This window comes from Armatimonadota bacterium (assembly GCA_037138755.1).
Classification (GTDB): Bacteria; Armatimonadota; Fimbriimonadia; order Fimbriimonadales; family Fimbriimonadaceae; genus Fimbriimonas.
Genome location: JBAXHT010000004.1, coordinates 180,208 through 200,518, shown reverse-complemented (window position 1 = coordinate 200,518; position 20,311 = coordinate 180,208). Strand labels below are relative to the sequence as shown.

The following is a 20,311-nucleotide window of genomic DNA, read 5'->3' as shown; positions in this document are numbered from 1 at the left end:
GATCTCCCTCTCATTCATCGATTGCAAACAATCTGGCTAGCCGGACATCGAAAAACTGACTGCAAAAGCGATCCTGGATATACTCATTGGATAGTGCTTCGTCGAATGGGTGGCTGGTCGCTTGAGTTCTCAGCGGTGTTTTTCCGAACCCTGGCGGGGATGTTTGCCTTCGCCGCAATCCAAGCACTACTGGGAAAGCTCTTCGAACCAGTCGTAAAGCCAATCTACGATCTCGCTGGGTCAGCGGGAACCGTTCCTCGTTTTATTGCCGTCCTCGGAATCTACAGCCTCCAATTCTGGCTCACATACAAAATTCTCGTGAAGGTTATCAACTGGTATCTGGACAAAGATGACCAGACCGCACGCCAGCGAGCCCAGACCTGACGAACCACCAAGTTCACAGGTGGAAAATCCCGAAGTAATCGGCACGTGTCGCCTGCCCCCGCGAACAACTCAAGCCTATACCTTGACCCGCATCCCTGACCGCGCACTCTCCAACGCCGCCTCAGCAACCCTAAGCGCCGCGACCCCGTCAGCCAGCGAAACCGTAACCGAAGCCTCGCCCCGGATCGCATCAACAAACGCTTTCATCTGTCCAAAGAACGGATCGTCGTCCGGCATAAAGTGCCCGTCAACGCGCCCCATGCCCCGAACAGTTCCGGTAGTCCGCGAATTCCATTCAAGCATTCCGCCCGAACCGCAGAATTCGAACGACATCCCCGGATCTTCCGCGTCCATCCACGTGGACTCAACGTGCCCGACAGCTCCACTCTCAAACGTCAAAGTCGCCAACCCATAATCTGCCCCGGAACCAGTCTTAGCTCCCACCGAACGTGCCACAACCTCCACAACCGGCCCAAACGTCCACAAAAGGAAGTCGTAATCGTGAACCCCGAGGTCGATAAACACTCCGCCCGACTTCGAGTGATCCTCAAACCACCCCCGTCCCCCGCCAGGAAGCCCACCACCCCGCGACATCCGCAACGCCGCCGGAACCCCGATCTCGCCTGCCTTCACCAACTGATGGGCCCGCCTGTACATCGGGAACCACCGCAAAACCTGCCCCACAGTACAAACCAACTCGGGTCTCGCCGAAGCCGCGACGGAAATCGGCCCCGCCGCCTCGACCGACAGCGTCACCGGCTTCTCAATAAATACATGCTTTCCAGCCTCCAGCGCAGCGACCGCAAAATCCGCATGAACATCGCTCGGAGTCACCACCGCAACCGCATCGCTCTTCTCCAAAAGCTCCTCAAAAGACCCGTAAGCAACCCCGCCAACCTCCGAAGCAAACGACTCCGAAGACGAAGGAACAACATCAAACGCCCCCACCGACACCCCCGGCAGCCGCATCAAATGCCGAGCATGAACCCGACCCAACCGCCCTGCCCCCACAAACCCAACCCGAATCATGGATTCATTATGATGCACTGCGGCTAAGACAGTTGAGGGAGTACCTTACTTCGGTTTCCAGCTAACCTTTACGTTCTTGGCACCTTTCAGAAGGTGCTCTTCAATGTAAGGAATGATCTTTGATTGGTCAGGAAACAAAAACCCAATCGTGAAAGTTCCGCTTCCGCTCAGTTCGATAATGAGTGATTTTCCACCGAAAGCAAAACCAATCTCTCGTCCGCTCGAGAGCTTTGCGGTCCCACTGCCATCGACAGTGCTGAAGTCAGCCATCGCCGTGTCCACCAAAGATCGACGCCTCGGATCCTGCTCAACCGCTGATATAGCAGCCATTCCAAGCGATGTAAGCGCAAAGTTGGCCCTCGCAAGAACTGAGTTAAATCTTACCGATTCACCGTCTCGCTCTGTCCCTTTCTGCGGGATATCCGAAACGGGAAAGGTCGTTCCCGAGTAAGCAACGTACCAATTGAAGGGTTGGTCGTAAGTTTCGTCACTGAACAAGTAGTCGTATTGACCTTCATCGTTCTTAAACGACAAGGATCGCAGCACCTTCTGAGCACGCTGGGCGTGGGTCGCGCTGCGGTTTCCTCGAATGGTTATGACCTTAGGACTCTTACCCGCAAGAATGATGATATCGTTGACACGAAAACTCCCTGAGTAACTTGCCTTGTTCTTGATTCGAGCGATCGATCGAACGTGCATCGCAAGTCGCCCGTTACCAAAGGTAACCCAGCGATAACCAGCAGAAATGAACTCACCAAAGTGCTCCGGATAGAAACAGGGCTTAGGATAGAAATACTTCTTATCGAACAAGCTTGCTTCACCTTCCGCTCTGTTTGCGAACTTGTCACCGCAATCCATGATAAAAAAGGCGAACGGGTGCTCTTCGCTTTCCGTCTGCATCCGCTCTCCCACGTCCCCGAAGGAGGCAGCCTTGCCCTCCGTAAACGCGAATGGACTCCAAACTCGATAGGATAAACCCTCGACTGAGGCCGACTTATTGTGCCGCACATGTCCGCCTACGGGGCCGAAGAATTCGGGAGCGCGCGCTTCCTCTTCTGAGGCGTCGGTCAAAGTAATGATCTTCTTCAGTTCCTCTTCCGACGAAACGCCAATCGCCACAGTGTAGTTGTGCGTTCCAACCCGCCAAAGGAGCGAGTAACTATTCGTAGAGGCAACGCGTAACAGAATGAACCCGTTGTCAAAGTACTTCACAGGTCTCGCCTTGGGGTCAACTGCTTGCGCAATTCTCAGTGCATCCGCGTAATGTGTCGGTGAGTCCGAGATGATCGTTTCGCTGAACCCGACAAACGCCCCTCCGATAAGAATTCCCTTAGTCGTGTTCCCCTTTACCTCCGGTGCATCGGCGATGTTAAAAACGACCGAGGGAGTGCGGATCTGCTGAGTGGGATGCGGAACGCCCTGAAGCGGTGCCTCGCCCGTAGAGTTGATCTTGATCGAAGATATGATTTTCCAGACGATATCTCGTTGCTTGAGCGATTGTTCAGTATCGATCCAGATGAAGAACTTTCCGTACTTGAACTTGTAGCAGTACCTGCCATCAACCGTTCCGTACAGGACCTCGTAACTTCCAAGCGGCATGTTCTTCTGGAAAGCGACTGTCCAGCGACTCGGCAGAATCAAGCTGTTGACGAAAGTGGCCTCGTAGAAATCCGCCGAAGAGTAGTAGCGTTTTCCAGATCCTTCTATGTATTGATTCGCCTTGAGATTGTCCTCGGCGATGATGATGTTGAACCCGTTTCCGGTCAGCCTGTGCTCTGTGATGCTCGGATTCGAAGAGCTTGGCTTAACCTCTGGCGCATCAATAGTCAGTCCGCCGAGTTTCTGTGTGGTGAGTGTCTGGCCATTAGCAACCCCAAAAACAATTCCAAGCAGCAAAGGAAAAACGACTCTGACAATTTGAACCCGAAGCACGAAGTTGAGACTAGCCAGCAGAGTTTGGGTTTCACCTCGGAGGTTTTGATGATAACTGCGGCGAAAGAGAGTATCTGTCCGGTCGCCTGCAAATGCAATGCTGAAACGATGGACACTCCGCCCGCCGATGCTCGTGATCCTTCGCAAACCTTACACAAGCAAACTGCGCCCACGTGCCATTCACGATTTTAAGGAACTCACGATACACCGCCATTATCCTATCACGTTACACTTCCACATGATTCCCGCGAGCAAAGCTGTTGTTTTCTCGTAGGCAACAAGGCAGATGAGGAAGTCCGTTGTTATCGTAGGAGCAGGTTTGGGCGGACTGAGCGCCGCTATCCAATGTCGCCTCAAAGGTCACGAAGTCACCATTCTAGAGCAAGGGCGCGTCGGCGGAAAGGCGGGCAGAATCGATGAGTCCGGCTACACCTTGGATCCGGGTCCTTCCATCATTATCCTCACCGAAATCTACAAGCAGGTCTTCCGAGACGCCGGACGAAATCCCGACGACTACCTTCAATTCGTAAGGCTGAACCCAATCACAAGGGTGATGTTCAAGGGCGAATCAATCGACATCCCTGACGGCTACCCCGCCGCCCAAGCCCTCATCGACCGCATCGCTCCCGAAGATTCTGCTCAGTTCGCCCTGATGTGGTCGAAGCTCACTAAGATCGCGCCGCTTGTCGACAGGTCCGTCTTCGCCCACCCCTACGACAAACCCTGGCAGCTCGCCGATCCGTCGCTGATCAAGTTTGCCCTTCCGTTTGATGTGCGAAAAACGTACAAAGAGCTGGTAGACGGGATGTTCAAAAGCCCTCTGCTCCGGGCGTTCTTCTACGGCTTTCCTTCCTACGGCGGCCAAAGCTACCGCAGCAAGGCCCCGGGTGCCCTCCTGATTCCTTACTTCATGCTCCAAGACGGAGTCTGGTATCCGAAGGGCGGAGTCGCCGCAATCCCCGAAGCCTTCTCCAAACTCGCTGTCGAACTTGGCGTCGAAATCAGAACCGAATCCCAAGTCGTCGGTTTCGACTCCTCTTCGGACCAGATCAAAGCTGCCGTGATCGCAACCGGTGAAAAAATCGCCGGTCAAGTCTTCATTTGCAATCGCGACCGAGTCCAAACCCAAAGCTGGCTTGGCCGAGAACTCCCCTCAAAACCAAGCTATTCCTACTTCACCGTCCACATGGGTGTCCGCCGTCAGTTTCCCGAGCTAAAACATCACACCCTTTTCGTACCGGACAACTTCGAAGCCGGTTTCGAAGAACTCTACGAAGAACGAGTCTTCCCTTATGCTCCAATCGTGTATGTCAACAACACTTCGGATACCGATCAATCCGTTGCTCCCGTTGGCTGCTCAAATCTCTTCGCCGTCATCACATCTCCAGCAAATGAAGATCACTTGGACTGGCCCGCCATAACGAACGAATGCGTCCAGAGAACGCTCGATGTCATGGCCCAGGGCGGAGTTATTCTCGACCCCTCTGAGATTGAGATGCAGAGAATCCAAACCCCGGTCTACTTCGAGCGTGAGCATGGAAACTTCCGGGGATCGCTGTACGGCGCAGACGAGAAGCACCGCCTCTTCGGAATGTTCCCCTGGTCCAACCAGGACCCGGAGTTCAAAAACCTTCTCTATGTTGGCGGCTCAGTCCAACCCGGAGCTGGCCTCCCCATGGTCACCCTCAGCGGAAGATTTGCGGCGGCGTTGGTTTAGGCAAGCACGAAATACTCATCCAGCCGCTTACAAGTGCTCTGACTAGGATCATCGTAAATCTCCAATGCCCGAACCAGCGCCGACGCCGTATCAATCGAAGTCACACAAGGCACCCCCGTCTCGATACACGCGCGCCGGATCCGCGCCGCCTCGCTCTCACTCGTTTCCGTCAACGAGGCCGTGTTCAGCATCATCGAAACTCCTCCCGACTGAATCAGCTCCAACAGATTCGGTGAACCTGCTTGAATCTTCTGAACCACCTCACAATCCACCCCGTGCGAAGCCAGGTAAGAAGCCGTTCCCGGCGTAGCCACAACTCGCCGACCGTTAGCCAGCAACCGTCGGCCAATATCCACCGCCTGATCCTTATCCTGATCCCGAACTGTCAAACAAACCGCTCCGTCGCCTTTAAAATTCACCCCCGCCGCAACGAACGCCTTGTAAAGCGCGGCCTCATAAGTCGAGTCAACCCCCAGAATCTCGCCGGTCGACTTCATCTCTGGCCCAAGCATCGGCTCCACCTTGCGCAGCTTCTGGAACGAGAAGACGGGCGCCTTCACCGCATAAACCGACGACGGCCCCGCTGGGGCAGTGTCCACAACGCCGCCTTGGAAGATCGGGGCCCATTTCGCAGCTTTCTCACCAGAGTAAGCCCGACCATCAGTCCCCAACGACCACAAACCAGTCGAGTATCCCATCGAAGCTAGCGACTCACCCATCATACAGCGAGTTGCGACATCGACCATCGGAATTCCGGTCACCTTGCTCAAAAACGGCACTGTTCGCGATCCGCGTGGGTTCACCTCGAGAACGTAAGCCTCGCCATCGACGATGACAAACTGAATATTCACCAAGCCCCGAGCGCCTAGCTCGCGAGCCACCCCAATTCCGATTCGCACCATCTGATCAATCTCAGACTGCGACAATGAAACCGGAGGATAGATCGCCATCGAGTCGCCGCTGTGCACCCCGGCGCGCTCAATGTGCTCCATAATGCCGGGAACCAAAACGTCGGTTCCGTCCGAAATCAGATCTACTTCAGCTTCCTTTCCGAGCAAGTATTTATCTACCAAAACCGGCTGACCAGGATTCGCCGCCTCCGCCTCGTTATAGAAACCCTCAAGCTGAGACTCCGAGAAAACAATTTCCATCGCCCGCCCGCCCAGAACAAACGAAGGCCGAACCAGCACCGGATACCCAACCTCCGCGACCACTTCCCGAGCCTCCGCCAGCGAGCGAACCGCCCGGCCCTGCGGTCGCTTCACGCCGAGTTTCTCCAGCAAAGCATCAAACTGCTCCCGATCCTCCGCCGCCGCAATCGCCTCCGGAGAAGTCCCCAAAACCTTCTGCCCGCGCCCTTCAAGCCCCTCGGCCAAGTTGATTGCCGTCTGCCCCCCAAACTGGCAAACCACGCCGATAGGCTTCTCATGAGCTATCACGTCGAGAACATCCTCAAGCGTCACCGGCTCAAAATACAAACCGTTCGAAGTATCAAAGTCAGTTGATACCGTCTCGGGGTTGTTGTTAACAAGGATCGCCTTGTAACCCATATCTCGCAAAGTCCAAACGCAGTGGACGCACGAATAGTCAAATTCAATTCCCTGTCCAATGCGAATCGGCCCGGAGCCAAGGACGAGAACTGTTTCAGCCATTAAAGGAGCAGTTTACCGCTCTATGGAACCACTAAGTCCGGTCGAATCGTCCGAATCTGCGAAGCAAACTCCGCCTTCCATTCATTCATGTTGGCTTCCGACCGAAACCGCAGAATCACGTCCGACCGTCGAGTCACCGTACGAGGAGATTTCACCTCGGCCTCCGAACCCCGCTTTGTCGTCTTCTGACTATCGCACTCTAGCGATCCCGTCTTGAAAAACAAGACAAATCGCTTCGTCCGAGCGTCCAAAGCGCACCGATCCAAATCGCTCCACTTCCCAGCCAAATACTCTTCAAGTCGTTCGGTTATGTAGTCCGCCGCCTTTGGGTCGGATTTCGGAGTAGTCTTCGTCTCTTGAAGAAACACGACCTTCTGGTCATCCGCATTCCCGATCCTCATCGACCGCACAACTCTGGAGGTTCGAGTCTCCTCAATCACCGAAGCATGTCCCTGAGTCAAACGCTTCAACTCAGAAAAATCAGCAAATGCGACGAGGAGTGAGGCAACAATCATGACCCGATGATACGCCGTCCGAATTAAGAAGTCAACAACCGCGCCGACTCTTCGCGCAAAGGCTGAAATCCCACCTCGTCCGCATAGCACCGAGCGATGTGCTGAACAACAATCCCCGTCGCCGTAGCCACGTTCAACGAAGCCATCACCCCAAACATCGGAATCGCCACCGCCCCATCACACATTTCAACCAGCGATGAAGGAAGCCCCATCATCTCCGACCCGACGACCAAAGTGCAAGGCCATTTATAGTCAAAAGCATCAAACGCCACCGCCCGCTCATTAAGGGTCAAGGCCACACACTGCCGCCCCGCTGCCTTAGCCGAGGCCACCGCCTCAAACTCATCCGCCCAACCCCAAGGCTGCCACTGATCCGCCCCCCGATGCCCCGAAAAATCCTCCGCCTCATCAGACTCCTTAGAGAACGTGACCCGCTCCAGCATAAAAGCCTCCGCCAGCCGCAAGATCCCCCCGTGGTTCACCTCCTTCCCCAAAGGGCAAACCACCAACTCAATCGGCACCCGAGGCCGCTCGTGATAACCCTCTCGAAGCGAACCATCAGCCGAAGTCCAAGCCCAAGAATTCAAAGCCCGCATCCGGCGGACACGTTCGCGGTAGTTGATCCTCATGCGACAATCGTTGCACAAACGCACCGCGCCATTCTACTAAGCATCCTCGTAACTCACAAGGTAAGCCATAAACGCATTCAGTCCACAGCTAAACAAGACGATCACCGCAAGAATCGGAGCCCCATCCGCAGACCCCATCAACCCAAGCGCCATCGCGCCACAGCACCCATTCAGCATCGCCATCACGATGTACCAAACCTTAGCGATCGACATCGCCCACTCAACCCGGAACAGAATAAGCAGATTCCAACCCACCCCAAGCGACCCCGTTCCCAAACCCGGACCCTTGCTCACCGTCTTCACATCCGACATCACCATGATCATGTTCACAACGTTAAGCAGGATGATCAAGATACAGATGACGTTCAAGGCAACGCCCTGCCACTCCGGTTTGTAAGAACCCCCACTAAACGCCGATGCCCGAATCTGCATCTTGCAGTGCGGACAAGTCGTCGCCCCAATAATCACCTGCTGCTTGCAAAACGGACACGTTTCAAACGCCGGCGCAGAAGGAGCCGGAGCCGCCACCGGTTGGTGAATCTGCTGTCGAAGTTGCCGAATCTTTGGCTGATTCTGCACACCAGGGCTCAGCATCGCCACAAAGTCCAGAGCCCCCTGCGACCACCCGTTCCGAACATAAATCTCCAAAATCCGAGCCGATAAAGACAAATCGTCCCGCTTCAACTCCCAAGCCCGATAAAGCCAGGTCACCGCCGCCATCGGGTCGCCAGCCTCATCACGATTTGCCAAAGTCACGCAAAGCTGCAGAATCGCCTGAAGCGCTCCGGGATGAGTAGGATTCAACGCAATCAACCCCTCAAAGCCCGCCTTCGCTTCCTCAAGTCGCCCATCAAGCATCAGCGCGCGCCCATACGCAAACAGCACAACCTGATCCTGAGGAAACACCTGCGAAGCCATCTGAAGCGGCCCTACCGCCGCCTGATGATTCCCCATCCCAAGCATTCCCAGCCCCTGATACTTAGCCGACACCCCGCTCGAATCTGATGCCCAAGCCTGAGTAACCTCCACCAGCGACGCATACTCCTTCGCCTGCAAAAGTTGCTGAAGATTTGCCTCGCCAATCGTATCCATCCGGATTATCGTAACCCCTGCAACAACGATTTTGCTACTAAAAATAGGATGACGCCAATTCTCCCCTTCTGCGAAACTGCGAAACTGCGAAACCCCAAACCCAGCAAACCTACCGTGCCAGATTAATGCCAGGTAGGGAAATTGCTGGGTGAGCTGACTAAGGGCGCACGGAAGCGAACCAAGGAAGCCGGGGTGATACGGATGTCACGACGAAATATGAAGGTTGTCAGACTGCTCGAACCAGAAATGTGCCTGCAATGCAGATTCGCACAAATCGCGGATGTCGAGACCGCTACCGCCGGAAAGCAGAGAATGATCTACTGCCGAAGGTTGGACTGCGACAACTGGGATATGAGTAGTGCCGAACAAGCCACGGACGTCCAAGTTCAGGACGAAGCCGCCTAAAAACCAGCTTTCCGGCCGCTACACCGGAGGGTTAGAAAAACAAGATAAGACTTAACAACGAAAGGGGTTAGTGTTTTCGGGACGCGAATGGAGGGTTCGCGTCCCACTTTTTTTGCGCGAACGACCGTATGCCGGGATGCACTGGCCAATTCTGCGCTGGTTGAAGATCAAATTGTGAACTTCTCACGCTCAACCTGAAATGGCGAATTTCTATGCTGGTGTCGCACTTGCCGATCCTTAACTCTACGCGTATTTGCCCGTTCGATGGGGCACATCCGTTGAGTTACCCGCTACCGAACGCCGATCGCCTTCCAGGCTTCCTTGAGTGACTCGCTCACGGCATTCTCCGCCGCCTGGACCTGACGGTCACTGGGTCGGAGTGTGATTCGCAGACCGCCAGAACGGCCAATGAACAGTTTTCCGCTGAACACCGCCTTCTCTTCCTTCACATCAAGAAACCAGGCTTTGACATCGGTTCGGCCCTCTCGGTCGGTGTAGAGGTCGCGATCTTGCTGCTTCTGCTCAGAGTTCACGATGACCGGCACATAGATGTAGTCAGCTTTGACTTCTTTGGCTAACGCAAAGAAGTTTGCTTTTCGATACTCTTCTTCGTCGGTTAGATCAATTTTCAGGGCTTTGATCGCTTCGAGTACCGAAGCTTCTGGAACCACTTGGTAGCCCTTTTTCGTGAACTCACGAGAAAGGAACTTTGCAACCTTCTCAGACTGTCGCTGCATCAGGTCCTTGTTCTTTTCACCGGAGAGGTTCAGGCCCGGGATGAAGGCAATCGTCGTGGTCGCTCCCACTTGGCTTGACGTCAGAATGGCATAAGCAAGGAGTGTCGTTGTCATCTCATTAGATTCAACGAATCACCTCCGGGTTGGGTTGCGGTCATGGGGCCTTCGTTCGCTAAACATCCTGAAAGACCGTCGGCTATTCATTGAATTTTGGAGATCGGCGTTGGGTCAGGACACTCTCGCACCGAACGATGGCTTTGATACCTCGGGATCTCGTGTCAAGTGACATGATATCTCGAGGCATCGAATCATACCTGAGGTATAATTCTCTCTCGCGACAAAGCAAACGCTTCCCTTGCTACGCCGCGAACACCTGAAAGGTGAATCCATGCCGAAGAAAATCACAAGCAATATCAAACTGAATATTCCGGCGGGTAAGGGAACCCCGTCGCCCCCCGTTGGACCTGCACTGGGACAAGCCGGTATCAACATGATGGAGTTCTTGAAGAAGTTCAACGAGCAAACCGCTCCGCAAATGGGCTTCGTCCTCCCCGTCGAAATCACTGTCTACGAGGATCGCTCGTACAGCTTCGTGGTCAAGCAGCCTCTGGCAACCGACCTCATCAAGCGAGCAATCGGCCTCGACAAGGGTGCTGCAAACCCGAAGACCGACAAGGCTGGCGTCATCAGCAAAGAAAAGCTTCGCGAAGTCGCAAAGCTCAAAATGGCTGACCTCAACACCGACGACGAAGAAATGGCGATGAACATCATCGCAGGCTCGGCACGCTCGATGGGCGTCCGCGTCGAAGGCTAAAAAACCTTCAAACTTTAGGCAATGAAGCCGAATCCGGAACCTTCCGGGTTCGGCTTCCGTGTTTTATGGAACACATCTTGTAGAGAAACGTCAAGTAGTAGCGGAATGAAATCAGCCCGAAGTCTGATCGCCCTTTGCGTTGTTGCCCTAGCGGCGGCAGGCATGGCTGCGGATTCAGCAGTGGGGCAATCTGTTGCTGACCATCTGAACCGCGAAGCAGGGACCGATCTCGCGTTCATCGTTGAAGGTCTGATCAAGGATTCCGGAGAGACAAAAGACCTGGCGAAGTGCTTGGGATACGAAACCGACGAGCTTTGGCAAGTTGAGCTCACCGGCAAGCAGCTGAAAGAAGCCTTTGAGAAGAGCGTCAGCTTCTTCCCTTCTCCGTTCAGTAGCTTTTTGCAGATCAGCGAAGCAAAGATCACTTTTGATCCAAGTAAGCCGATTGGCAGCCGAATTTCAAGTGTGACAATCGGTGCCTTCAGCCAGCCGCTAGAGGCAGACAAGAAGTACAAAGTCGCAATGCCAGCCAGCCTCGCCAAAGGTGGGTTCGGCTACAACAACATCTGGGAATTCAAAACTCCTAGCCGGATTGTTCGTCCAACCATTGGAGAGGTCGTACGCGGAAAAGGCGTAAACTCTCAGGCATTCCGATGGTTATCCAATCCCTCCTTCTCGGCTACGTCGCTCTAACCCAAACTCCCGAGACGTTTGACCAGGCCCGCTCTTGGAACTGGTTGACCAAGCAGTGTGCCCTCGGCCCTCGCACACCGGGTTCCGAAGCACATCTCAAGTGTCGAGACATGATTCTTGAGGAGTCGAAGAAGTACTGCGCTCGTGCTGAACTTCAGCCTTTCCAGCACCGCTGGACCAAGACGAACAAGGACGTCGAAATGTGGAACGTGCTCGCATTTCATAACTGGGACAAAGCCAAGGTCCGAGTTGTCCTCTCGGCCCACTGGGATACGCGACCTTCGGCCGACCAGGAGTATGATCGGCAGCGTGCGGCGAAGCCGATTCCCGGAGCAAACGACGGAGCTTCTGGGGTGGCGGTCCTACTTGAGCTGATGCGGCTCAACAAGACTTTGCCCGAGGATATCGGGATATGCTATGCCTTTTTCGACGGCGAAGATCTTGGCCCCGAGCTCAGCGAGATGTTCCTGGGAGCTGTTCACTACTCAAACAATGTCAAGTCGCCCAAACCGGACTACGGAATCCTGCTTGACATGATCGGCGACAAGGATCTCAAGGTTCCTGTTGAGCCAAACAGCTATAAGAAAGCTCAAAAGGTAACTGTCGCCCTCTACCGTCACGCGAAAAAGGTCGGGCTTGAGAAGACTTTCCCGATGGAATATGGTCCGGAGATTCTTGACGATCACCTCTCAATGAACGCCGCCGGAATCCCAACCGTGGATCTGATCGACTTCGACTACGAGCACTGGCACACGCTTGAAGACACCCCCGACAAATGCTCCGCTGACTCTCTGGGCAAAGTCGGAAAGTTGCTCGAAACTTGGTGCCGGCTGACTCCAGCGTGGAAACCTAAGTAGATTTCGGTTTGCGGTCGAGAACCGCAAACTAAGAACTGAACTCTGCTACCCCAGATTCTGGATCGCTTTCACAGGATCCTTTTTGGCTGCCTTCATTGACGGTGCAATGCCGCTCAGGACTCCGGTCACAAATGACGCTCCAAGAGTGCCGAAGACGGTTTGCCAGGTGACAATCGGATTGATTGGTGAGTAGTTCGCCAGGAGCACGCAACAGAAACCACTGAACAGCAAACCAACGAGAGAACCGAGCAAGCATATGCCGATACTCTCTGCTAGGAACTGCCGGAAGATCGAACCGTGAGTTGCTCCCATAGCTTTGCGAATTCCAATCTCCGAAGTCCGCTCTCCGACGGAGAGCATCATCACATTGAGAATGCCGATTCCTCCCACAAAAAGCGCGATCCCCGTCAAGCCAACCAAGAGCCACTGCAGGATATCGGTGAACTTGTAAACGACTTTGAGCAAGTCCTTTTGGGTCAGGATGTCGAACTGCTCCTCGTCAAGCGTCTTCCGTAGTTCTGCCTTCAACGTCCCGAGAAGCTGCTCGGGCTCGACTTTGGAGTCTAGCTGGATCAACAGTCGATCGGTTTGTGAAGTCGGAACCCGCTTGTGTAACCCGGTAAACGGGATGTAGATCAGGTTTTGGAAGCTCCCCATCGACATCAGCGAGTCGTCTTTGGTGTCGTCCTTCGTGATCCCGACTACTTCGAAGAAGCGACCGTTAATCTTGATCTTCTTGCCGAGGGCAGCTTTGTCACCGAAGAGACCCTGTTTAGCAATTGAGCCGATGACGACGACATCCCTTTGGTCGTCACTTTTGGTCAGCAATCGACCCGACTCAAGATCGAACTTCTTCATCTGGAACCAAGTCGGCGTAGTCGCGACCAGGAAACTTGCCGCTTCGTTCCCCTCATATGTTGCTCCGCCGCCCACAAAGGTCCAAGCTCCAACACTCTGAACACCTTTGACCTTTGAGACTCGCACGGCATCGGAATACTTCAAGTACGAGGCTCCGCCAAGATTGAAGTTCATCCCCCCGCTCAGCTTTCCGGGAATAACAATGAGGGTATTCACTCCGAGGTCTTGAACTTGCTCAGTGAAGTCCTTGCGAACGCCAATTGCGATGCTGGCTAGGAGAACTACGGCAATCGTTGCTGCCATCACTCCGCTGGAGGTGAGAACCGTCCGGCGCAGGTTCTCGCGCATGTTGGTAAGGGCTTCGATAATCTCGTTCAACGGTTATCCTACGCATCAGCGAAGCCGGGTATTGATGCGAAGCACCGATATCACATCGCTAAAGTTGGCGATTTTCGCCATGACGGTCGCAAGCTGACTCGTGTCGGTCACCTCAATTGTCGCCTCAATCTCGGCGGTATTGTTCGACGAGGTTCGGATGTTTGCTGCCGAGACGTTGGTTTTGGACTCGCCAAAGATCGTCGAGACCTCCATCAAGAGTCCCTGTCGGTTGATCGCGACGACCTTAATCGAGACGCTGTACACCGCGCCGTCCGCTGGCCAGTGAAAACGTAGCAGGCGCTCTGGTTCTGTCTCCTCCATCTTCATCGCGTGCGGGCAGTAGCGGCGATGGATCATGATTCCGCGCCCACGCGAGACGTATCCGACGATCTCGTCTCCCGGAATAGGCGCGCAGCACTTTGCTCTCGCGAGAAGAACATCCTTCATGCCTGCCGCATGAAGCTGGAGCCGGCCTTCGCGAGTCTTGGAAACCTCGATTCGGTCACCGGTTGGTGCGGCGGCGACTTCTCCACGGATCTTGCTGACGACCTTTTGGACGGTAAGCAGTCCGCTCCCGATTTTGGCGAGAAGGTCTTGCCCGTTTTCGGTTGAGTCAAACTCTCTAGCGAGCTTTTCGAGCTTGTCGTCTCCCACGTACTTCTTTGGTTCAAGACCGAGGGCCTTGAGTTCGGAGACCAAAGCCTCCCTTCCCCTGGCTGCATCCTGCTCGCGGCTCTGCTTGCGGAAGTAGGCTTTCAGCTTGCTGCGAGCGTGCGCGGAGCGAACGAACTCTAGCCAGTCGAGCGACGGTGTTGCGTTGGAGCGGTTGACGATCTCTACCACGTCGCCGTTTTGAAGCTTGGTTGAAAGCGGAGCGATGGCGCCGTTGATCTTTGCCCCGACCAGCGTCATTCCGATCTGGGTGTGAACGCGGAATGCGAAGTCAACCGGCGTTGATCCGACTGGCATGTCGATAACATCTCCGCCTGGTGTGAATACAAATACCTGCTCTGCAAAGAGATCAGTTGAAAGTGATCGAAGGAAGTCAGAGGATAGCCGAGCATCACTCGACCAGTCGAAGAGTTGTTGTCGGAGGTTCGAAAAGGTGGCAACTTCCTTCTCAGCTTGCTCGCCCTCTTTGTACGTCCAGTGAGCAGCAACGCCGAACTCGGCGATTTCGTGCATGCGGGTCGTTCGAATTTGGATTTCTAGCGGCGTCCCGCTGGGTCCGAGCACCTTGGTGTGAAGGCTTTGATAGCCGTTTGGCTTCGGGTTTCCGATGTAGTCGTAAAACAACGACATCATCGGGATGAACATCTCGTGGACGATTCCAAGAACGATGTAGCAGTCCGAAACTTCTTCCAGAATGATCCGGATTGCGAGCAGGTCATAGATTTCCTCGAAATCCACTCCCTGTTTGATGATCTTGTTGTAGATCGAATAGAGGTGCTTCGGTCGCCCTCGAATCTCAGCGACCTTGATCCCGCGCTCTTGCATTCGCTCCTTGATCAGGACGATGGCCTGTTCGATGTCTCCAAGCCGTTCGTTTCGGCTGCGGTTGACCTTTGCCGTGATGTCCTCATACTCAGCTGGGTGGAGGTACTTGAAGCTCAGGTCTTCGAGCTGCCACTTCATCTGCCAAATTCCGAGCCTTGCCGCTAGAGGTGCATAAATGTCTAGAGTTTCGGCTGCGATGCGAACCTGCTTTGCCGGTTCCATTGCGTCGAGAGTCTGCATGTTGTGAAGGCGGTCAGCGAGCTTGATGACCATGACTCGGAAGTCCTTTGCCATCGCAAGGAGCATTTTCCGAAGTGTCTCGGCAGTACGCGTCGTTTCAGCCGCCTTTCGCTGGCGGATCGTTGCGTTCTCCAGCGGTTTAAGAGCAAGTTTAGTGACTCCGTCGATCAGATGCGCGACTTCTTCGCCAAATAGATCGCGCATCTGATCCAACGACATCTCGGAGTCTTCGACGACGTCGTGAAGCAACGCTGCACAGATCGTGTTGTCATCCATGCCGAGTTCAACAAGGATCTTGGCGACTGCGACAGGGTGCAAAATGTAGGGCAAACCCGACTTCCGGGTCTGCCCGGCATGAGCCGTCTCGGCGACGAAATAAGCGTAGCGGATTTTCTTGATATCCGCATCCGAGCGGGTCTCGCGCAACTTCATGAACAGACGATGCAGATCGTCGGTATCTTCCCAGTCGTGCGGAATCTCGAGGGGCGGGCGCATCTTGGCTTATTGCCTGAGCGAGCGCGCCGTTGCGTCGCTTCGGAATAGGTAAGTATAGGTTATTTGAGGAGCATTTCGCGAACTTCGGCTGCTTGTTCCGGAGTGTCAATTCCGGGACCACTTGGGGCTACTTCAACCATTCTGATCCGCACCCCGTTCTCCATGAACCGAAGCTGCTCCAGACTTTCCGCGAGCTCAAGCGGAGTTTGAGACCAGCTTGGATAGGTCAGAAGGACTTCTCGCCGGTACCCGTATATTCCGATGTGGCCCTTGAGAGGCTGAGCTCTATCCGTTCGAGGAAAAGGAATTCCGTGGCGACTGAAGTAGAGAGCATTTCCACTCAGATCAGTAACTACTTTGACGATGGCTGGATTCGACTCCGCTTCACCTGGAAGCGATGCCCACGCAGAGACCATCTGCACAGAATGGTCCTGAAACGGACTCGAAACGGTCCGAATCGTATTCGGATCAATCAGAGGCTCGTCACCTTGCACGTTAATGTAAACATCAGCCTCAACCTTAAGCGCAACTTCGGCGATCCGGTCAGTCCCCGTCGGATGGTCATTCTTGGTAAACACGGCTTCCGCGCCAAAACCCTCTGCCGCTTCGAAGATCTCTTGGTCAGGGGTAGCAATCAGAACCCTCTCAGCCGCTCCAGAGAGCATAGCTTTTTCGTAAACCCACTGAACCATCGGCTTTCCGCAGAGGTCGATCAGCGGCTTTCCGGGAAACCTGGTGGATGCCATCCTCGCCGGGATGACGATGACTCTACTTGGCAATGGTCGAGACCTCTCCCGCTGGTGGAATCAAGTTCATTGCCGTCATCAAATGGCTTTCACCTAATGAAACTGTCACTTGGTAGGCCTTTGACTTCGTCGCAATTCGAGAGATAACCTGCGTTGAATTCGAGTCGGTGGCGAACCAATAGTCGACACCCTTATCAACTCGCATTTCGTATTTCAAAGAAGGATTTGCAGATTGAATTGACTCCAAAAGCTGGGCAAACTGCTCGGTGTCAAGAGCCTCAAACTGGCGCATTAGCAAAACAATCTGGTTCTCATAAATGACCGCGCCGAAGCCGTCGGTATTCGACTCCCACCCAACCGACTTGAACCCCTCAGGCAAGCCCGGGATGACCTCTTCAATTGGAAATCCGCGGGAAGGCCGAGGAAACACCGTCAGCGCTCGATCTGCTGGCTCGCCGAGCGAGAGCCTTCGTCGACCGTTAAGCACGCAAGTGATGGAAGGCGACAAGAACTCCACCATCTGACTGGCGACTTGGCGATTTACGGGCTTCTCGGTTGCCACAGGACCATCTACTCCGCTGCATCCAGCGATCGAAAGTGCGACCAAACCACCCAACAGCCACCGTCTCATATCAACTTTGGATCTGCAAGATTTTGTAGCGCGTCGTACCAGCCGGCGCAACGACTTCTACGATCTCACCGACAATCTTGCCGAGGAGAGCCTCGCCAAGTGGCGAGCCTATCGAAACCATGTCTTGGGCCGGATCGGCTTCGAATGAACCGACCAGCGTGATGTCAATCTCGTCTCCAAACTCTTCGTCCAAGACTTTAACAATTGAGCCCAATTGAGCGATCACACCGCCGTCATCTTTTCGCTCGACGATTTTGGCATACATCAAAGCCTTTTCAAGATCGTTGATGCGCCCTTCAAGCCTCGTCTGGTTCAGCTTTGCCTCGTGGTAGGCTGCATTTTCTCGAAGGTCTCCGTGCGACTTCGCCTCACGAATCGCCTCAGCGATCCTCATCCGCACCGGTCCCTGAAGCTCCTCAAGCTCTTTTTTCAGCTTGTCGAAACCCTCTTGGGTCACTTGAATTGCATTTCCCATCAACCCTCTATTGTAGCTGGTTAACACTTTTAATGTACGCTTGTTCAGTTGGAATCCGTATCGCCGACCGTTACCGTCATCATTGTCAGCTACAACACTTGCGAGCAACTTGGGCGTTGCTTGACGGCTCTGGTCGACCAGGGTGTTAGTCAGGTGATTGTCGTGGACAACGCCTCGACGGACGGCTCGATCGAGATGCTCCGAGAAGTTATGCAACGGCTATTCCCGGGTTCCATTACGTTGGCATCCTCGCGCAACCTCGGGTTTGGCCGGGCGAACAATATGGGTTTGATGCGAGCCGAAACCGATTTGGTGCTCTACCTGAACTCGGACGCCTATGCCCACCAGGGGGCAATCGCTAGACTTGCTTCCACTTTCTCCGACGCCTCTGTCGTCGCCGCCGGAGGACGGCTATTGAATCCGGATGGTTCCTTGCAAGAGTCCGTCGCCGGACGACTTACGCTCGGCGCTGTGTTTCTTGAACAGTTCTTTCTCGACGGTGTCGCGCGGCGATTTGGACGCTCGTATTGGCGCACACGGCTGCTCCCATCTGACCGCCCGAGCGATGTTGAGCAAGTCATGGGGGCCTGCCTTATGGTCCGCAGAGAGGTTGATCCTAGATTTGACGAACGCTTTTTCCTCTATTGCGAGGACACAGAGCTGTGTCATCGGCTCCAGAAGCAGGGCAGAATAGTTTACGATCCAAAAGCCGAGTTCACTCACGAGCTGGGTTCGAGCTCGATGACGAACCGCTGGCGGTCGGTAGCACGCTACAACTACGGCAAATGCCTCTACTTCAGAATCACTCAAGGTGATTTCCCAGCAATCCTCTGCTGGATACTCAACCGGATGGGAGCTTTCTTACGTGTGTTCTTTGGGCTGGTTGCTTCATTGCCATTGCTGGTGATTGGCGGCAGAACTCACGAAAAACTCGTCACGTTTCTTCCGGTTCTATTTGCTTCTCGGGGCGACGTGCTTCCCAGAGACTTCCAGGAACCAACTACTCCAACTCAATCGTAGCCGGAGGCTTGCTGGTCAGGTCGTAGAACACTCGGTTGACTCCGTCAACCTCATTGACAATCCGACTGGCAACTAACTCCAAAACCTCAAACGGAATGTCCACCGCCCGAGCCGTCATGGCGTCCTCGCTCTCGACCGCTCGAAGCACGATCGGCTGCTCATAAGTCCGCTCATCGCCCATCACTCCAACGCTCTTGACGTCCAGGAGTGCTGCATAAGATTGCCAAATCCCCTTGTGTAAATCCCGCTTCCGAAGCTCGGAACGGAAAATCCAATCGGCTTCTTGAACCATTCGAACCCGCTCTGGAGTGACTTCGCCCAGAATCCGAACCCCGAGTCCTGGCCCAGGAAACGGCTCGCGATCAACCATTTCGTCCGGCAATCCAAGCAACCGTCCAACCGACCGAACTTCGTCCTTAAACAGCCAGCGAAGAGGCTCGATTAGCTTCATTCGCATCCAATCCGGCAAGCCGCCGACGTTGTGGTGAGTCTTGATCTTAGCTGCGGTCGGCGATCCGCTCTCGATCACGTCTGGATACAAAGTCCCCTGAGCCAGCCAGTCGCACCCCTGAAGCTCGTTCGCATGATCTTCAAAGACCCGCACAAACTGCTCACCGATCGTCTTTCGCTTCTCCTCCGGATCCTTCTTACCCGCGAGAGCACCGAAGAATCGGTCGTGCTCATAGTACGCCTTCAAGTTTGCGTGGAAGTGCCCCCCAAACGTCTCGATCACTTGATCCGCCTCGCGGTAGCGGAGCAGTCCATGATCGACGAAGACGCAAACCGCTCGATCGCCAATTGCGCGAATCAACAAAGCCGCCATCACAGAAGAATCAACGCCACCGGAGACCGCGCAAAGAACCTTCTCTTCTGGACCTACCATCGCCCGAATCTTGGCAATCTCTTCCTCAACAAAATTCTCTGTCGTCCAGTCGCCCACCAGTCCGGCTTCTTCTAAGAACCCCTTGAGCAAAGCTTTGCCAGAAGTCGTGTGAGTCACTTCTGGGTGAAATTGAACTCCAAATCTCTTCAAACCGGCGTTCTCCATCGCCGCCACCGGGCATGAATCCGTGGACGATGTCACCGTAAAACCAGAAGGAATCGAGACGACCTGATCGCCGTGCGACATCCAAACCTGGTCATCTTCCATCAGGGCAACCAACCCCGATTTCGAGCTCAGATTACGAAGTCCGTACTCTTTGTGCGACGCAGTCTCGACCACCCCGCCGAGCTTCTTCGCCATCAGCTGCTGGCCATAACATATTCCTAAAACCGGAATTCCGTCCAAACAAGAGAAATCCAGATCGGGCGCACCTTCTTCCAGAGTTGAGCGAGGCCCACCGGAGAGAATCACAGCTGTGGGCTTTTCAGCTGATATGCGGGCATAAGCGGTGGTCCAAGAAACCATTTCACTGTAGACACCCTGCTCGCGCACACGGCGAACGATGAGCTGGGTGTACTGCCCGCCAAAATCAACGACAAGCACTTTCTGATGGGTTCCGGTCATGAACCCTT

Annotated in this window: 20 protein-coding genes; 7 read left to right on the top strand and 13 right to left on the bottom strand. The window is 54.4% G+C overall.

The window, feature by feature from the left end; genetic code table 11:
- The first annotated feature begins 93 nt into the window (after positions 1-93).
- Entirely contained in the window at positions 94-384 is a 291-nt protein-coding gene (locus tag WCK51_15385; protein MEI7578270.1) for a hypothetical protein, read from the top strand.
- A 75-nt stretch (positions 385-459) separates the two neighbouring features.
- Here WCK51_15385 and WCK51_15380 read toward each other — a convergent pair whose 3' ends face one another.
- The gene (locus WCK51_15380) at positions 460-1,413 is read right to left on the bottom strand and encodes a Gfo/Idh/MocA family oxidoreductase (protein MEI7578269.1); all 954 of its coding nucleotides are present in this window, start codon (positions 1,411-1,413) and stop codon (positions 460-462) included.
- Between the two features lie 45 nt (positions 1,414-1,458).
- Positions 1,459-3,345, bottom strand: coding sequence for a hypothetical protein (locus WCK51_15375; protein MEI7578268.1), 1,887 nt, complete (start codon positions 3,343-3,345; stop codon positions 1,459-1,461).
- A gap of 286 nt (positions 3,346-3,631) precedes the next feature.
- Here WCK51_15375 and crtI point away from each other — a divergent pair, with 286 nt between their 5' ends.
- Positions 3,632-5,062 carry a phytoene desaturase family protein gene (gene crtI / locus WCK51_15370; protein MEI7578267.1) on the top strand — a complete coding sequence of 477 codons (1,431 nt, stop codon included), beginning with the start codon at positions 3,632-3,634 and terminating at the stop codon, positions 5,060-5,062.
- On the opposite strand, the gene carB is transcribed toward crtI, so the two are convergent.
- The 4 genes from carB to WCK51_15350 are packed head-to-tail and all read right to left on the bottom strand — an operon-like array spanning position 5,059 to position 8,950.
- Complete coding sequence (gene carB, locus WCK51_15365) at positions 5,059-6,714, bottom strand: carbamoyl-phosphate synthase large subunit (GenBank protein ID MEI7578266.1); 1,656 nt, start codon at positions 6,712-6,714, stop codon at positions 5,059-5,061. The two genes, crtI and carB, sit on opposite strands and share 4 nt — an antisense overlap.
- A 20-nt stretch (positions 6,715-6,734) precedes the next feature.
- Complete coding sequence (locus WCK51_15360) at positions 6,735-7,229, bottom strand: hypothetical protein (protein MEI7578265.1); 495 nt, start codon at positions 7,227-7,229, stop codon at positions 6,735-6,737.
- 23 nt (positions 7,230-7,252) lie between these two features.
- Positions 7,253-7,858, bottom strand: coding sequence for a TrmH family RNA methyltransferase (locus WCK51_15355; protein ID MEI7578264.1), 606 nt, complete (start codon positions 7,856-7,858; stop codon positions 7,253-7,255).
- Positions 7,859-7,894: 36 nt separating this feature from the next.
- Entirely contained in the window at positions 7,895-8,950 is a 1,056-nt protein-coding gene (locus WCK51_15350) for a tetratricopeptide repeat protein (GenBank protein ID MEI7578263.1), read from the bottom strand.
- Positions 8,951-9,151: 201 nt separating this feature from the next.
- Here WCK51_15350 and WCK51_15345 point away from each other — a divergent pair, with 201 nt between their 5' ends.
- Positions 9,152-9,355, top strand: a complete 204-nt coding sequence (locus WCK51_15345; protein ID MEI7578262.1) for a hypothetical protein — start codon at positions 9,152-9,154, stop codon at positions 9,353-9,355.
- A 290-nt stretch (positions 9,356-9,645) separates the two neighbouring features.
- Here the strand turns inward: WCK51_15345 and WCK51_15340 are convergent, their stop codons facing one another.
- On the bottom strand, positions 9,646-10,206 hold the full coding sequence (locus WCK51_15340; protein ID MEI7578261.1) for a hypothetical protein: 561 nt from the start codon (positions 10,204-10,206) through the stop codon (positions 9,646-9,648).
- A 274-nt stretch (positions 10,207-10,480) separates the two neighbouring features.
- Between WCK51_15340 and rplK the strand changes: the two genes are divergently transcribed.
- From rplK to WCK51_15325, 3 genes are all read left to right on the top strand, one after another.
- Positions 10,481-10,906, top strand: a complete 426-nt coding sequence (gene rplK, locus WCK51_15335; GenBank protein ID MEI7578260.1) for a 50S ribosomal protein L11 — start codon at positions 10,481-10,483, stop codon at positions 10,904-10,906.
- 105 nt (positions 10,907-11,011) lie between these two features.
- The gene (locus tag WCK51_15330) at positions 11,012-11,599 is read left to right on the top strand and encodes a 5'-nucleotidase (GenBank protein ID MEI7578259.1); all 588 of its coding nucleotides are present in this window, start codon (positions 11,012-11,014) and stop codon (positions 11,597-11,599) included.
- Positions 11,560-12,456, top strand: a complete 897-nt coding sequence (locus tag WCK51_15325; protein ID MEI7578258.1) for a M28 family peptidase — start codon at positions 11,560-11,562, stop codon at positions 12,454-12,456. Before WCK51_15330 ends, WCK51_15325 begins: the two co-directional genes overlap by 40 nt.
- A 45-nt stretch (positions 12,457-12,501) precedes the next feature.
- On the opposite strand, the gene WCK51_15320 is transcribed toward WCK51_15325, so the two are convergent.
- From WCK51_15320 to greA, 5 genes are read right to left on the bottom strand one after another with little or no spacing between them, the layout of a single operon-like run.
- Entirely contained in the window at positions 12,502-13,692 is a 1,191-nt protein-coding gene (locus tag WCK51_15320) for an ABC transporter permease (protein MEI7578257.1), read from the bottom strand.
- Positions 13,693-13,707: 15 nt separating this feature from the next.
- Positions 13,708-15,924 carry a bifunctional (p)ppGpp synthetase/guanosine-3',5'-bis(diphosphate) 3'-pyrophosphohydrolase gene (locus WCK51_15315; GenBank protein MEI7578256.1) on the bottom strand — a complete coding sequence of 739 codons (2,217 nt, stop codon included), beginning with the start codon at positions 15,922-15,924 and terminating at the stop codon, positions 13,708-13,710.
- A 59-nt stretch (positions 15,925-15,983) separates the two neighbouring features.
- Complete coding sequence (gene kdsB / locus WCK51_15310; protein ID MEI7578255.1) at positions 15,984-16,703, bottom strand: 3-deoxy-manno-octulosonate cytidylyltransferase; 720 nt, start codon at positions 16,701-16,703, stop codon at positions 15,984-15,986.
- Entirely contained in the window at positions 16,693-17,301 is a 609-nt protein-coding gene (locus WCK51_15305) for a hypothetical protein (protein MEI7578254.1), read from the bottom strand. Before WCK51_15305 ends, kdsB begins: the two co-directional genes overlap by 11 nt.
- 1 nt (position 17,302) lies before the next feature.
- Complete coding sequence (gene greA / locus WCK51_15300) at positions 17,303-17,776, bottom strand: transcription elongation factor GreA (GenBank protein ID MEI7578253.1); 474 nt, start codon at positions 17,774-17,776, stop codon at positions 17,303-17,305.
- A gap of 48 nt (positions 17,777-17,824) precedes the next feature.
- On the opposite strand from greA, the gene WCK51_15295 reads away from it, so the two are divergent.
- Complete coding sequence (locus tag WCK51_15295) at positions 17,825-18,796, top strand: glycosyltransferase family 2 protein (GenBank protein MEI7578252.1); 972 nt, start codon at positions 17,825-17,827, stop codon at positions 18,794-18,796.
- Here WCK51_15295 and guaA read toward each other — a convergent pair.
- Positions 18,777-20,303, bottom strand: a complete 1,527-nt coding sequence (guaA, locus tag WCK51_15290; protein ID MEI7578251.1) for a glutamine-hydrolyzing GMP synthase — start codon at positions 20,301-20,303, stop codon at positions 18,777-18,779. The genes WCK51_15295 and guaA overlap by 20 nt on opposite strands.
- Between the last annotated feature and the right edge of the window lie 8 nt (positions 20,304-20,311).